A 13,265-nucleotide genomic window follows, 5' to 3' on the forward strand; every position below is an offset into this window, starting at 1 on the left:
ACGGGAGCCGGAGCACGGGGACGCCGAAGGACCGGAGCACGGGCGCGCCGGGCGCGCCGGGCACGTCAGGCGCGTCAGGTAGGTCGGGGACGTCGGAGGCGACGGGGAACCCCTTCGTGAGCCTGATCCCCTGGGTGGTGTTCGCCGTCGTCGACCACGCCGCGCCCTCGCCGCAGTGGGCGGCGCTGAGCGGCGCCGTCACCGCCGTGATCATCGCCTGGCCGTCGATCGCGGCCCGCTCCCCGCGCCTGCTGGACCTCTCGGCGATCGTGCTGTTCGTCGCCCTCGCGATCGCGGCGTTCCTGGCCGGGCCGGAGGGGCGGGAGGTGATCGCCCAGTACGGCAGGACCATCGTGACCGGCGCGCTCGCGCTGATCGTGTTCGCGACGCTGCCCATCAGACCGTTCACGGAGCAGTACGCGCGCCTCAGCGTGCCCCGCGAGATGTGGGACACCCCGCGCTTCAAGCACGTCAACCGCGTCCTGTCGGCCGGATGGGGCGCGGTGTTCGCGTTCATGACCGTCTGCCACCTGATCGCGGCCAGTCAGCCGGACGACCGGCGGCTGTCGACCATCTTCAACTGGCTGCTGCCCATCGCCGCGATCCTCTACATGATCAGGGTCACCGAGCGCTTCCGGTCCGCCGCCCGCGACCGGGTCGCCGCCGCGCCCGCGCCCGCGGGGCCAGCCGGCGCGGGGTCGCCGCCCCAGCCGCCGCGGCCCTGAGGCGTGGCTACGCGCCTGCTGAGCGGACCGCGGTGACCGCCTTGCGGGCCGCCACCAGGACCGGGTCCCAGACCGGGGAGAAGGGCGGGGCGTAGCCGAGGTCCAGGGAGACGACCTGGTCCACCGTCATGCCGGCGGTGAGGGCGACCGCCGCGACGTCGACCCGCTTCGCGGAGCCCGCGCCGCCGACGATCTGGACGCCCAGCAGCCGGCCCGTGCGGCGCTCCGCCAGCATCTTGACCGTCATCTCCGTGGCTCCCGGGTAGTAGCCCGCCGTGTTGGTGGAGGTGATGGTGGCCGTCACGAAGCGCAGGCCCGCCGCCAGCGCGTCCCGCTCGCGCAGGCCCGTACGCGCGATCTCCAGGTCGCAGACCTTGCTCACCGCCGTCCCGACGACGCCCGGGAACGTCGCGTAGCCGCCGCCGACGCCCGCGCCGATGACCTGGCCGTGCTTGTTGGCGTGGGTGCCCAGCGGGATGTGCCGGGTGCGGCCGGAGACCAGGTCCATGACCTCCACGCAGTCGCCGCCCGACCAGATGTCCTCGTGGCCCCGGACCCGCATCGACAGGTCGGTGAGGATGCCGCCGGACTCGCCGAGCGGCAGCCCCGCCGCGCGGGCGAGCGCCGTACGGGGCTCCACGCCGATGCCGAGGACGACGACGTCCGCCGGGTACTCCTCGCCCGAAGCCGTGGCCACCGCGACGGCGCGCCCCTCCTCGTCCGTCAGGACCTTCGTCACCTCGGCGCCCGCCACCGTACGGATGCCCATGCGGTTCATGGCCTCGTGCACCAGCGCGCCCATGTCCGGGTCCAGCGTGGCCATCGGCTGCGCGCCGCGGTGCAGCACGGTGACCTCGTAGCCCCGCGAGACGAGCGCCTCCGCCATCTCGACGCCGATGTAACCGGCGCCCACCACGACGGCGCGGCGGATCTCCCTGCGCTCCAGGGTGTCCATCAGGCGCCGGCCGTCGTCCAGGGTCTGTACGCCGTGCACCCCGTGCGCCCCGATCCCCGGCAGCCGGGGGCGGACCGGGCGGGCACCGGTGGCCAGCACGAGCCGGTCGTAGCCGGTCCAGGACTCGGCGCCCGAGTCGAGGTCCCGGGCGCGGACCCGCTGCCCCGCGACATCGAGTTCGACGACCTCCGTACGCGTGCGCAGGTCGATGCCCCGGGCCCGGTGTTCCTCCGGGGTGCGGGCGATCAGGGCGTCCGGCCCGGCCACCTGCCCGCCGATCCAGTACGGGATCCCGCACGCGGAGTACGAGGTGAAGTGCCCCCGCTCGAACGCGACGATCTCCAGCTCCGCCGGGCCCTTCATCCGCCGGGCCTGTGACGCGGCGGACATCCCCGCCGCGTCACCGCCCACCACCACCAGTCGTTCCGCCGCCATCGTCCGCCCCGTTCCGCGCCGCGCCGTCCCGCTTCGTCCGGGGAACACGCTACGGGGCGCGGGCCGTTCGGTCCGCCCGGGTCAGTTCTCCGTGTCCGGATCCGGGTTCGGCTTCGGCTTCGTGTCCGGGTCCGGGCCGGGGTTCGGGCCGGGGGCCGGCGCCTGCGGGGCACGCCGCGCCGCCGGGACGGCCGGGCCCCACTTCGGGACCAGACCCGCCTTCGGCTTCGCCGGACGGTACCGCCGGTAGATCCGCACGCCCGCCACCACCAGCGCGGCCGTCACCGCGAACGGCAGCACCGCGGCCACCGCCAGGCCCAGCTTCCGCACCAGGCCCGCGAAGACGTTCCAGCCGCCGCGCAGGGCGTCCATGAACGTCGGCTCCTTCTCCTTCTCCGGAGCCGCCCGCTCCACCGGCGGTTCCGAGACCTCCACCGTGATCGTGCCCATCGAGGTCTGGTCCTTCAGCGCCGTCTGCTGCGCCAGCAGCGACTCCAGGTCCGACTGGCGCTTGCTCAGCTCGCTCTCCAGCATCACCACGTCGCCGAGCGCCGAGGCCTTGTCCATCATCTCCCGCACCCGGACCACGCTGGCCTGCTGCGACTTGACCCGGCTGTCGACGTCCGCGACCTTCTCGGTGACGTCCTGCGCCTCGACCTTCCGGTTCAGCAGCTTCCCGCTGCCCTCCATCGCGCCGAGCACCGAGTCGAAGCGCTCGCCCGGCACCCGCAGCGTCAGCGTCGAGGTCATCCGGCCGTCCGCGCCGCGTTTGGTGGACTCGTTGCCGACGTACCCGCCCGCACCCTCGGTGGCGGTCCGCGCCGCGGCCAGCGCCTTCTGCGCGTCCGGCGTCTCGATGCCCAGTGTCGCCGTCCGGATGACGTGCGGCCGGACCGCCGGCTGCTGCCCGTCCTTGGGGGCCGCGGGCGCCGCCGCCCCGGCCCCGGCCTTGCCCTGGGCGGGGGCGGCCGCGCCCTCCTGCGGTTTCGCGGCCGCCTCGCCCACCGCCGCCTTGTCCGACGAGGAGCCGCTCCCGTCCGCCGAGCAGCCGGCGACCGCCAGCGCCCCGGCCAGGGAGAGGGCGGCCAGGGCCGCCGCCGAACGATGTCTGTACGCGCCGCGTCGCCGCTGCTGGATCACTGGAACCCCCCGGAGGATCGGCTGATGTCGCCGGTGTGACGTTCAGGGTCACGCGGCGGGTTTCGCTTCCGGGGTCCCGAGCCGGTCCCGATGCGGTCACGGTCCGGCCTCGGTGATCGGTCTGAGACGATGTGTCCATGCACGAAGCGGACACGCGTACGGACAGGCGTACGGACACGCCGGCCCGGCCGGCCCACCCCGGCCACGTCGTCGTGATCGGCGGCGGTATCGCCGGCCTCGCCGCGGCCCACCGGCTGCTCGCCGACGGCGCCCGGGTCACCCTGCTGGAGGCCGGCCCCCGGCTCGGCGGCAAACTGCGCTCCGGTGAACTCGCCGGCGCCCCCGTCGACCTCGGCGCCGAATCCGTGCTCGCCCGCCGCCCCGAAGCCGTGGCGCTCGCCCGGGCCGTCGGCCTCGGCGAGGCCCTCCAGCCGCCCGCCACCGCCACCGCCCAGCTGTGGACCCGGGGCGCGCTGCGGCCCATGCCGCGCGGCCATGTCATGGGCGTCCCCGGCGACTTGGCGCCGCTGGCCGCCTCCGGGGTGCTCTCCGCCGAGGGCCTGGCCCGGATCGAGGCCGAGCGCGCGCTGCCGCCCGCCGAGATCGGCGAGGACATCGCCATCGGCGCGTACGTCGCCGACCGGTTCGGCCGCGAGGTCGTCGACCGGCTCGTCGAACCGCTGCTCGGCGGCGTCTACGCGGGCAACGCCTACCGGATCTCCATGCGGGCCGCCGTGCCCCAGCTCTTCGAGGCCGCCCGCACGCACCCGCTGCTCGGCGACGGCGTACGGGACATCCAGCGCCGCGCCGCGGAGCAGCCCCGGGCGGGCGGCCCCGTGTTCGCCGGCATCGACGGCGGCATCGGGCGCCTCCCGCTCGCCGTGGCGCGGGCCTGCCGCGAGGCCGGTGCGCGGATCAGCACCGGGACCCCGGTGCGCGAGTTCTTCCGTACCACCGCGGGCTGGCGGGTCGTCGCCGACGGCGGCGAGGTCATGGACGCCGACGCCGTGGTCCTCGCCACCCCGGCCGGGCCCGCCGCCCGGCTGCTGGACGCGCTCGCCCCGGCCGCCGCCGCCGAGCTGCGCACCGTCGAGTACGCCTCGATGGCCCTGGTCACGATGGCCTTCCGGCGCTCCGAGCTGCCCGCCGCTATCGCCGGGGGCGGGGCCAGTGGATTCCTCGTACCGCCCGTGGACGGCCGTACGATCAAGGCGTCCACCTTCTCCAGCAACAAGTGGGCCTGGGCGGGCGCCGACCCCGATCTGTTCCTGCTGCGCACCTCGGTGGGCCGCCACGGCGACGAGGCCGACCTCGGCCGGGACGACGCCGATCTGGTGGAGGTCTCCCTGCGGGACCTCGGCGAGGCCGTCGGCCTGGCGGCCCGGCCGGTGGCCTCCACCGTCACCCGCTGGGAGGGCGGGCTGCCCCAGTACCCGGTGGGCCACCTGGCCCGCGTGGACCGGATCCGGGCCGCCGTCGCGGCCCTGCCGGGCCTCGCCGTGTGCGGCGCCCTCTACGACGGCGTGGGCATCCCCGCCTGCGTGGCGAGTGCCACCCGGGCCGCCGACGTGGTGATGGCCACGTTGGGCGCCCCGTTGGGCACCCCTGGCGCCGACCACTGATCAGCACACGGGACAATGGACACATGACTGCACCAGAGAAGATTCCCAACGCGGGGAAGAAGGCGAAGGACCTCAACGAGGTCATCCGCTACACCCTGTGGTCCGTCTTCAAGCTGAAGGACGTCCTGCCGCAGGACCGCGCCGGTTTCGCCGACGAGGTCCAGGAGCTGTTCGACCAGCTGGCCGCCAAGGACATCACCGTCCGCGGCACCTATGACGTCTCCGGCCTGCGCGCCGACGCGGACATCATGATCTGGTGGCACGCCGAGACCTCGGACGAGCTGCAGACCGCCTACAACCTGTTCCGCCGCACCCGGCTCGGCCGCGCGCTGGAGCCGGTGTGGTCGAACATGGCCCTGCACCGCCCGGCCGAGTTCAACAAGTCGCACATCCCGGCCTTCCTGGCCGACGAGGTCGAGCGCGACTACGTCAGCGTCTACCCGTTCGTGCGCTCGTACGACTGGTACCTGCTGCCCGACGAGGACCGTCGCCGGATGCTCGCCGACCACGGCAAGATGGCCCGCGGCTACCCGGACGTGCGCGCCAACACCGTCGCGTCCTTCTCGCTGGGCGACTACGAGTGGATCCTGGCCTTCGAGGCCGACGAGCTGTACCGCATCGTCGACCTGATGCGTCACCTGCGCGCCTCCGAGGCCCGTATGCACGTCCGCGAAGAGGTGCCCTTCTACACCGGGCGCCGCAAGTCCGTCGCCGATCTGGTGGACGGGCTCGCCTGAGACCTCCCCTGGGGGGAAGGACCGGAAGACCGCTCTCGTGACTGAGGAGGGGCTTCCGGTGGATCGGGAGGCCTTGCCCCCGAAACGACGCAGCCGGAGATCCCGCCCGGAAGTTCAGACGACTGGCGGCAGCGGCACCCTGCGGGTGCCCGCTGCCCGGTCGTCCAGCGACACCGGTGCGGGCTCCGGATGCGGCGCACACGTGACACTCCCCTTGGGGGTGTCACCGGTCAGGATGTACCGCTCCACGTGCCGGTCCACGCAGTCGTTGCGTCCGCCGGCCACTCCGTGGGCGCCGGCACCGGCCTCCGTGACCAGCGCGGCCGCTCCGCCCAGCCGCCGCCTCAGCTCCAGCGCACCCGGGTACGGGGTCGCGCCGTCCCGCTCCGCCGCGACGATCAGCGTCGGTGGCAGGGGAGTCGCCCGCGAGCCCACGTCGACCGGGCGCTGCCGCAGCCGCTGGGCCACCGGCCAGTACGCGCACGGCAGGTTCAGGAAGGCGTTCGCCCAGGTCTCCAGGGGCGCCCGGCGGGCCAGTTCGGTGTGGTCGCGGTCCCAGGTCTCCCAGTCGGCCGGCCAGGGGGCGTCGTTGCACAGCACCGCCGTGTAGAGCGCCGTGGCGTTCTCGGCCTCGGCCGCCGCGCGCGCCGCCACCACCGGGTCCGGGTCGGGCCCGGCCAGGGCGGCCAGCGGGGCCGGATCGCCGTCCAGGAAGGCGCTCAGGGCAGCCGCCAGCTCCGGCCAGACCTCGTCGGAGTACGCGGCCCGGAGGGCGGCCGCCCGCAGTTCGCCGGTGCCGGCCACCCCGCCCGCCGGAGTGCGGGCCACCGCCGCCCGGACGCGCTCGTGACTGGCCCGCACGGCGGCCGGGGTGGCACCGAGGCGGTACGTGGCGTGGTGCCGGGCCGCCCAGGCGCGGAAGTCGTACCAGCGGCGCTCGAACCCCGCCGCCTGGGCGAGGTTGTCGCGGTACCAGACGTGCCGCGGGTCCGGGTCGACCGCGGAGTCGAAGACCATCCGGCGCACGTGGCCGGGGTAGAGCGTGGCGTACACCGCCCCGAGGTAGGTGCCGTAGGAGGCGCCCACGAAGGTCAGCTCCCGCTCGCCGAGCGCGGCGCGCAGCACGTGCAGGTCCCGGGCGTTGTTGAGGGTCGTGTAGTACGGGAGGGCCGCGCCGCCCCTTCGCGCGCAGCCGCGGGCGTAGGCCCGGGCGGCGGCGACGCGCTCCCTCTTGTACGCGGCCGAGGGGTCCGCCGGGACCTGGGTGGGGGCCTTGGGGCGGCCCGCCGGGTCCTGGCAGGACAGCGGGGCGGAGCGGCCGACGCCGCGCGGGGCGTAGCCGACGAGGTCGTAGGCGGCGGCGACGCGGCGCCAGGCGGGGCGGTCGGCGAGCAGCGGGAAGTACATGCCGGAGGCGCCCGGTCCGCCGGGGTTGAAGACGAGGGAGCCCTGGCGGGCGGCGCGGCCCTCGCGGGTGGCGCCGACCCGGCTGACGGTGAGGGAGATCTGCGGTCCGTCGGGCCGGGCGTAGTCGAGCGGGACGCGCAGGGCGGCGCACCGGACGGGGGCGGCCAGCCCCTCGGCGGCGGGGCAGCTCCGGAAGTCGAGCGCCCGGTGACCGGCCGCGACGCGGCGGGCGACGCGCTCGGCCCCGGCGTTCTCGGCCGCGACCGCGGTGGCGGGGGCCGGCGCCGGAGCCGGAGCCGCCGGGGCCGCCGGGGCGAGGGTGAGGGTCAGGGCGAAGGCGAGGGCCGTCGCGGCGACGGCGGGGCGTACGAGCGGCATCCGCATGGCGGCCCCTTCATCTCATCGGCTGGTCCGATGAGATTCCGGGGCCGCCTCCCGGCCAAGGAGCACCGCCGGGTGTCGTCCGTGATTGCCCCCGTTGCCGTAGCGCGGACGGGTCAGGAACTGCTGGAGCAGCTGGAGCTCGACGATCCGCAGCTCGAACCACCGCTGGAGCAACTGCTGGAGGAGGAGCCGCAGCTGGACCCCGAAGACCCGCAGCCGGAGCCCGACGAACCACAGCCGGAGCCGGAGCTCCCGCCGCAGCCGGAGCTCCCGCCGCAGCCGCTGGAGCCGCCGCCGGACCCGCCGTCGACGCTCGCGCACCACACGACCGGCAGCGCGTCGGCGGAGGACGACCCCCACGAGGAACGGGAGCCCGGGGAACCGGCGGAGCGGCGCTGCCCGGCCTGGGCCGCCGCCAGCCGGGTGCTGCGGGCGGCCGGCACCAGCTGCTCGCGCAGGTACGGGTCACGCAGCCCCCGCAGCCCGAACAGGGCCGTCTGCACGTGCGGGGTCTGGTCCGTCAGATGGGTGGCCCGCATCGCGCGCAGCGCCGTCCGCCCCGCCGGGGTGATCCGCCGCTTGGCCCGCGCGGCGGCGGCGACGCCCACGACGAGCCCGCCGATCAGCACGGGGAACACCTTGACGAGGAACGGCAGCTGGAACCCGGGCTCCAGCGCGAACCCGACGAAGGTCAGCACCAGCGAGACCGGCAGCAGCGCCCCGCACAGCACGGCCTGGGCCAGACCCCAGCGCCGCCACCGCCGCGCGGCGCCGGGCGGGCTGATCAGCCCGCGCTCGGCGAGCGCGTCCCCGATCTCCTGGATCGCGGGGTCGGTCATGGCCGCGTACCGCACCTGGTAGAGCCAGCCCGACGGCGCGTTCGCGTACGCCTGGAGGACGGCGCGCTCCGCGACGTCCACGGCCCGCGCCCCGGGCCGCACCTGCACGATGCCCGGGCCGCCGGCCACCATCCGCTGGTCGCCCAGCAGGGAGACGAGCGCGGCGTCGACCACGGCGCCGGGGCCGCCCGCCATGAAGGCGGCCTCGGACAGGTCGAGCGGTGGGTGCGCGGGGCCGCCCGGCGCGGGCCGGGAGCGGCGCAGGCCGCGCAGCAGCAGCACCGTGGAGGTGATGACGGCGATCCAGACCGCCCAGGCGAGGAGGTTCATGCCGCTCTCCCCACCAGGGCCCGGGCCCAGCGCACGATCCGGCGGGCCGGGCGCGTCCCGGCCCGCTCCTGCCACCAGGCGGTGAGCCGGCGCCGGTCGGAGGGGTCGGCCGGCAGCTCCCGGATCAGCAGGTGCTCGGCGAAGTCCAGCGCGTCGCGGCGGTATCCGCCGGTCATGGGGCGGTTGCGGGCGTACGCGAGGAACGCCTCGCGGTACGCCTTCTCGCCGCCCAGGATGCCGGGGAGCTCCGGCGCCACCTTGGCCACGACCCCGGCCCGCTTGGCGGCCAGCGACCGCGACTGCACCCGGATCCGCTGCCGGTCGAAGCCCTCGGGCACCGGCGTCCCCGCCACCAGCGCGGACAACAGCGCGGCCTGCGCCAGCCCGACCCGGGTCCGCGCGGCGTCCGGCACGGGGTCCGCCGCGGGCACCGGCGCGGCGTCCGGTATGGGGTCCGGCGCGGGCTCCGGCGCGGAATGCCGGGAAGGGGTGCGGAGGGAGGCGGAAGGACGGGATCCCGCGGGGTCCAGCACGCCCCGGATCGCCTCCAGTTCCCCGGCGAGCTCGCCCTCCGGCGGGAAGTCGTCGTCCCGCTCCAGCAGCACGCCCGGCGGGTCCACCCGCCGCCGCAGCTGCGCGAGTACGTCCAGCACCACGCCCGGCACGGGGTGCGCGTGGGTGTCGTGCCACACGCCGTCCCGCTCGAACCCGCCCGCGACGTGCACGTACGCCAGCGCCTCCAGCGGGATCGCGTCCAGTACGGCGGCCGGGTCCTCGCCCCGGTTCACCCGGTTCGTGTGCAGGTTCGCCACGTCGATCAGCAGCCGCACCCCGGTGCGCTCGACCAGCTCCGACAGGAACCGGCCCTCCGTCATCTCCTCCCCGGGCCACGAGATCAGCGCGGCGATGTTCTCCAGCGCCAGCGGCACCGGCAGCGCGTCCTGCGCGATCCGCACGTTCTCGCACAGCACGTCCAGCGCGTCCCGGGTCCGCGGCACCGGCAGCAGGTGCCCCGCCTCCAAGGCCGGCGCGGGCGTCGTGGTCCGTACGAACGCGATGTGCTCGGTGACCAGCGGCGCCCCCAGCGCCACCGCCCGCTCGCCGAGCGCGGCCAGCTTCTCCGGGTCGGGCCGGTGCGCGCCGCCGAGGCCCAGCGAGACGCCGTGCGGTACGACCCGGACACCGCGCTCGCGCAGCCGCAGCAGCGAAGCCGGCAGATGGCCCGGGCAGATGTTCTCGGCCACGACCTCGACCCAGTCCAGCCCCGGCAGCCGCTCCACGGCGTCCGCGATCTCCGGCCGCCAGCCGATGCCCACCCCCAGGTGTGCCATGGGCTTCATGTCCCCTCGCCCCCCTCATCGGTCCGTGTGCCCATGTCATCGCCACGGCCGGGGCGGGCCAACCACCGCCGCCGGACGTTCAGAGGAACATTTGAGGTTCCGGAGGTCCCGCCCTCACAGCCGGGCCCGCAGCGCCGGATGGTCCGAGACCACCGTGGCGCTGCCGGGCGCGATCTCCGTGAAACCGGCGTCCCGTACGACCGGCAGACCGCTCCCGCTCAGCCGCGCCCACCGCTCGCGCGGGGCCGTCCGTACGGCCAGCCGGAAACCGGAATCCTGCCAGGCGGTCCGCTCCGCGGCGGTCAGCTCCCACCACGCCAGCTGGGCCGCGTGCCCGGCCTGGGCCATCGCCTTGCCGGCGGACATCTCCAGATCCGGGTTCAGCCACAGCACCGCGATCCCGTCCGGCGCCGGAGCGACCGGCTCCGGGTCGTCGAGGTCGGTCCCCGAGACCTGGAGCTTGGCCAGTTCCTTCGGCCACCCGTCGAGCGGGACCGGCGGGAACACCCGTACCTCCGCCGCGTCACCGTGCACCGTGACACCCGGCAGGGTCTCGGCCTTGCGCCACTCCGCGCCGCGCGCCCGCCGGACCACCTTGCGGATCCGCGCGTCCTGCCAGTCGCGGACCGCCCCGGCCCATTCGCCCTCGCCGAGCGCCCGCTCGTCGCTCAGCAGCACCAGCACCGCGCGGGCCGCCGTCTCCAGCGCGTCGGTACGGGCCGGGGGTTCGGCCTTCTCGATCCGGACGACCAGGGGGAGCACGAACTGCGGTGCCTCGTCGCGGGCGGACCGCTGCGGCCGCGGCGGGTGCTCCGCGCCCGCGGCGGGTACCGGGGTGCTGTCGTCGTGGTGCGTGTCCGGGCTGCTCATCGCGCTGTTCATCCCCTGCTCATGCCGCTGTTCATCCTCGCAAAGGATGCCAGCCTCCCCCTTCAGGATGATGCCGAGGGGGTTCGGGCCGGGCGAGGATCGAACCCATGAAGAGTGATCTTTTCGCGTCCGAGCACCTCGCCCAGCCGTCCGCCGCCCCGGGCATGACCCTGCAGAACGCCAAGTCCGTGAAGTACACCGTCAACGGTGAAATGCTGGCCCGTCAGGGCTCGATGGTCGCCTTCCGCGGCAACCTCCAGTTCGAGCGCAAGGGCCAGGGCATAGGCGGCATGCTCAAGCGCGCCGTCACCGGCGAGGGCCTGGCGCTGATGTCCGTACGCGGGCAGGGCGACGCATGGTTCGCGCACCAGGCCGGCAACTGCTTCATCATCGACTTCGAGCCCGGCGACGCCCTGACCATCAACGGCCGCAACGTGCTCTGCTTCGACCCGACCCTGTCCTACGAGATAAAGATGGTGAAGGGCGCCGGCATGACCGGCGGGGGCCTCTTCAACAGCGTCTTCACCGGCACCGGCAAGCTCGCCGTGGTCTGCGACGGCCACCCGATCATCATCCCGGTCACCGCCCAGAACCCGGTCTACGTGGACACGGACGCGGTCGTCGGCTGGAGCGCCCAGCTGGAGACGGGCCTGCACCGCTCGCAGTCCGTCGGCTCGATGATCCGCGGCGGCTCGGGCGAGGCCGTCCAGCTGATGCTGCGCGGCGAGGGCTTCGTCATCGTCCGCCCGAGCGAGCTGACGGAAACCGCGGCCGCGCACTGAACAGGACCCCACCGAAGACGACGGCCGTGCGACGGGACGCCATGCGACTGGACGCCGTGGGACGCCGCTACGGCGTGCGGGGACCCTGGGTGCTGCGCGGGGTCTCGCTGGAGCTGCCGCCCGGCGCGCTCGTCCGCGTCGAAGGACGCAACGGCGGCGGCAAGTCCACGCTGCTGCGGCTCGTGGCCGGCATCGACACCCCGACCGAGGGAAGCATCACCGGCCGCCCGCGCCGCACCGCATACGTCCCCGAGCGCTTCCCGGCCGCCCTGCCGCTCACCGCGCAGGCCTACCTCGGCCACCTGGGCCGGGTCCACGGGCTGACGCGCGCCGAGGCCGCGCGCCGGGCGGCGCAGTGGCTGGAGCGGTTCGGCGCGGCCGGGCACGCCCGCACCCCGCTGGCCGAACTGTCCAAGGGGACCAGCCAGAAGGTGGCCGTCGCCCAGGCCCTGCTCGCCGGACCGGGGCTGCTCGTCCTCGACGAGGCGTGGACCGGGCTCGACGTGCCCGCGCGCGCCGAGCTGGACCGGGCCGTGGCCGAGCGGACCGCCGCCGGGGGCACGGTGCTGTTCGTGGACCACGACCCGGCGCGGCTCGCCGGGGCACCCGACCGCCACTACCGGGTCGAGGGGGGCGCGTTGGAACCCGTACGGCCGGGCGCCGGGCCCGGGCCCCGCGTGCGGATCGAGGCCGCCGGACCGCCCGGCGCCGTCCCGCCCCCCGGCCTGGCGGCCGAGCCCCTGCCCGCCGGCGGATTCCGCCTGACCGTGCCCGCCGGCCGGTCCGACGCGGTGCTGCGCGAACTGCTCACCGCACACCCTGCCTGGCACATCCGGAACGTGAGTGACCTGCCGTGACCGCTCTGCTGCGCTATCAGGGCGCGCTGTTGCTGCGCTCGCAGCGCTGGCTCGCGCCGGTGCTGCTGTACGCCGCCTTCCTCGCCGTCGGGTTCCGCCCCGGGGATCCCGTACCGGACTCGCTGGGCTACTCGGCCGCCGCGCTGGTCCCGGTGACGGCCTGGCTGGTGCGGACCTGCCTCTCGGTCGAACCCGACGCGGCGCGGGACTGCGCGGCCGCCGCGGCGGGCCCGGTACGGGTGCACGCGGCGGCCCTGCTCACCGGGCTGGGCTGGGGCGCCGGCGCGGGGGGCCTCGGCGCCGTCGCGGTGCTGCTGCTCGGCGCCCGCGAGGGGCCGCGGCTCCCGACCGCCGCCCTGGCGGGGGCCGCGTCGGTGCTGGTGTGCGCGCTGACGGGCGCGGCCGTGGGCGCGCTGTGCGCCCGGCCGCTGCTGAGGGCCCCCGGGTACGCGGTCGCGGCGGCGGGCCTCGGCAGCCTGCTGGCCCTGGTCACGGCGGGCTCGCCGGCCCGGGTGGCGGTCAGCGGGCTGGTGGGGGGCTCGGTGGCGCTCCCGCTGGGAGCGCTGGCGGGCGCGGCGGCGCTGGCCTGCGCGGCGGGCGCGGCCGCCTGCCTGGCCGCCGCGCGGCGGGGGTGAGTACGCTCGGGGGCATGGACCAGTGCGAGCCGACCGAGTCGTACTGCCCCGCGCCGGCGGCGCCCGCCCGCGTCGTGGCGGGACCGCCGTACGCGGACTGCCTGGAGTGCGGCAAGCCCACCGAGTACGGGGTCCGGACCCCCGGCGTGGTGCTGTGCCCGGTCTGCGAGTGGCAGGAAGCCCAGCGCACCGCCTGCTCGGGCTAGG

At 75.7% G+C, this 13,265-nt stretch carries 13 protein-coding genes; 7 read left to right on the forward strand and 6 right to left on the reverse strand.

What is annotated here, in order from left to right; all coding sequences use genetic code 11:
* Positions 1 to 116: 116 nt before the first annotated feature.
* Positions 117 to 725 (forward strand): DUF3159 domain-containing protein, encoded by a 609-nt coding sequence (locus IE248_RS06675; protein WP_190030163.1) that lies wholly within the window; start codon positions 117 to 119, stop codon positions 723 to 725.
* A gap of 7 nt (positions 726 to 732) precedes the next feature.
* Here IE248_RS06675 and IE248_RS06680 read toward each other — a convergent pair whose 3' ends face one another.
* Entirely contained in the window at positions 733 to 2,115 is a 1,383-nt protein-coding gene (locus IE248_RS06680; RefSeq protein WP_100580486.1) for an FAD-dependent oxidoreductase, read from the reverse strand.
* An 81-nt stretch (positions 2,116 to 2,196) separates the two neighbouring features.
* Positions 2,197 to 3,255: a DUF4349 domain-containing protein gene (locus IE248_RS06685; protein ID WP_268254025.1), complete on the reverse strand. Its 1,059-nt coding sequence runs from the start codon at positions 3,253 to 3,255 to the stop codon at positions 2,197 to 2,199.
* Between the two features lie 137 nt (positions 3,256 to 3,392).
* On the opposite strand from IE248_RS06685, the gene hemG reads away from it, so the two are divergent.
* Positions 3,393 to 4,877: a protoporphyrinogen oxidase gene (gene hemG / locus IE248_RS06690; RefSeq protein WP_190030164.1), complete on the forward strand. Its 1,485-nt coding sequence runs from the start codon at positions 3,393 to 3,395 to the stop codon at positions 4,875 to 4,877.
* 23 nt (positions 4,878 to 4,900) lie between these two features.
* Entirely contained in the window at positions 4,901 to 5,614 is a 714-nt protein-coding gene (gene hemQ / locus IE248_RS06695; protein ID WP_037798306.1) for a hydrogen peroxide-dependent heme synthase, read from the forward strand.
* Between the two features lie 114 nt (positions 5,615 to 5,728).
* Here hemQ and IE248_RS06700 read toward each other — a convergent pair whose 3' ends face one another.
* The 4 genes from IE248_RS06700 to IE248_RS06715 form a co-directional block, all read right to left on the reverse strand.
* Complete coding sequence (locus IE248_RS06700) at positions 5,729 to 7,405, reverse strand: alpha/beta fold hydrolase (RefSeq protein WP_229895158.1); 1,677 nt, start codon at positions 7,403 to 7,405, stop codon at positions 5,729 to 5,731.
* Between the two features lie 113 nt (positions 7,406 to 7,518).
* On the reverse strand, positions 7,519 to 8,574 hold the full coding sequence (locus IE248_RS06705) for a TIGR04222 domain-containing membrane protein (RefSeq protein ID WP_190030165.1): 1,056 nt from the start codon (positions 8,572 to 8,574) through the stop codon (positions 7,519 to 7,521).
* Positions 8,571 to 9,914, reverse strand: a complete 1,344-nt coding sequence (locus IE248_RS06710; protein WP_190030166.1) for an MbnB/TglH/ChrH family RiPP precursor modification enzyme — start codon at positions 9,912 to 9,914, stop codon at positions 8,571 to 8,573. The genes IE248_RS06705 and IE248_RS06710 overlap by 4 nt, the downstream gene beginning before the upstream one ends.
* A 114-nt stretch (positions 9,915 to 10,028) precedes the next feature.
* Positions 10,029 to 10,796, reverse strand: a complete 768-nt coding sequence (locus tag IE248_RS06715; RefSeq protein ID WP_229895159.1) for an aminoacyl-tRNA hydrolase — start codon at positions 10,794 to 10,796, stop codon at positions 10,029 to 10,031.
* A 95-nt stretch (positions 10,797 to 10,891) separates the two neighbouring features.
* On the opposite strand from IE248_RS06715, the gene IE248_RS06720 reads away from it, so the two are divergent.
* The 4 genes from IE248_RS06720 to IE248_RS06735 are packed head-to-tail and all read left to right on the forward strand — an operon-like array spanning position 10,892 to position 13,264.
* Positions 10,892 to 11,566 (forward strand): AIM24 family protein, encoded by a 675-nt coding sequence (locus tag IE248_RS06720; protein ID WP_037798308.1) that lies wholly within the window; start codon positions 10,892 to 10,894, stop codon positions 11,564 to 11,566.
* A 41-nt stretch (positions 11,567 to 11,607) separates the two neighbouring features.
* Positions 11,608 to 12,423 carry an ABC transporter ATP-binding protein gene (locus tag IE248_RS06725; RefSeq protein WP_073796532.1) on the forward strand — a complete coding sequence of 272 codons (816 nt, stop codon included), beginning with the start codon at positions 11,608 to 11,610 and terminating at the stop codon, positions 12,421 to 12,423.
* A complete protein-coding gene (locus IE248_RS06730) occupies positions 12,420 to 13,058 on the forward strand; it encodes an ABC transporter (RefSeq protein ID WP_190030167.1) in 639 nt (212 codons plus the stop codon). Before IE248_RS06725 ends, IE248_RS06730 begins: the two co-directional genes overlap by 4 nt.
* A gap of 14 nt (positions 13,059 to 13,072) precedes the next feature.
* Positions 13,073 to 13,264, forward strand: a complete 192-nt coding sequence (locus tag IE248_RS06735; protein WP_100580480.1) for a hypothetical protein — start codon at positions 13,073 to 13,075, stop codon at positions 13,262 to 13,264.
* Position 13,265: the final 1 nt, after the last annotated feature.

This window comes from Streptomyces goshikiensis (assembly GCF_014650555.1).
Classification (GTDB): domain Bacteria; phylum Actinomycetota; class Actinomycetes; order Streptomycetales; family Streptomycetaceae; genus Streptomyces; species Streptomyces goshikiensis.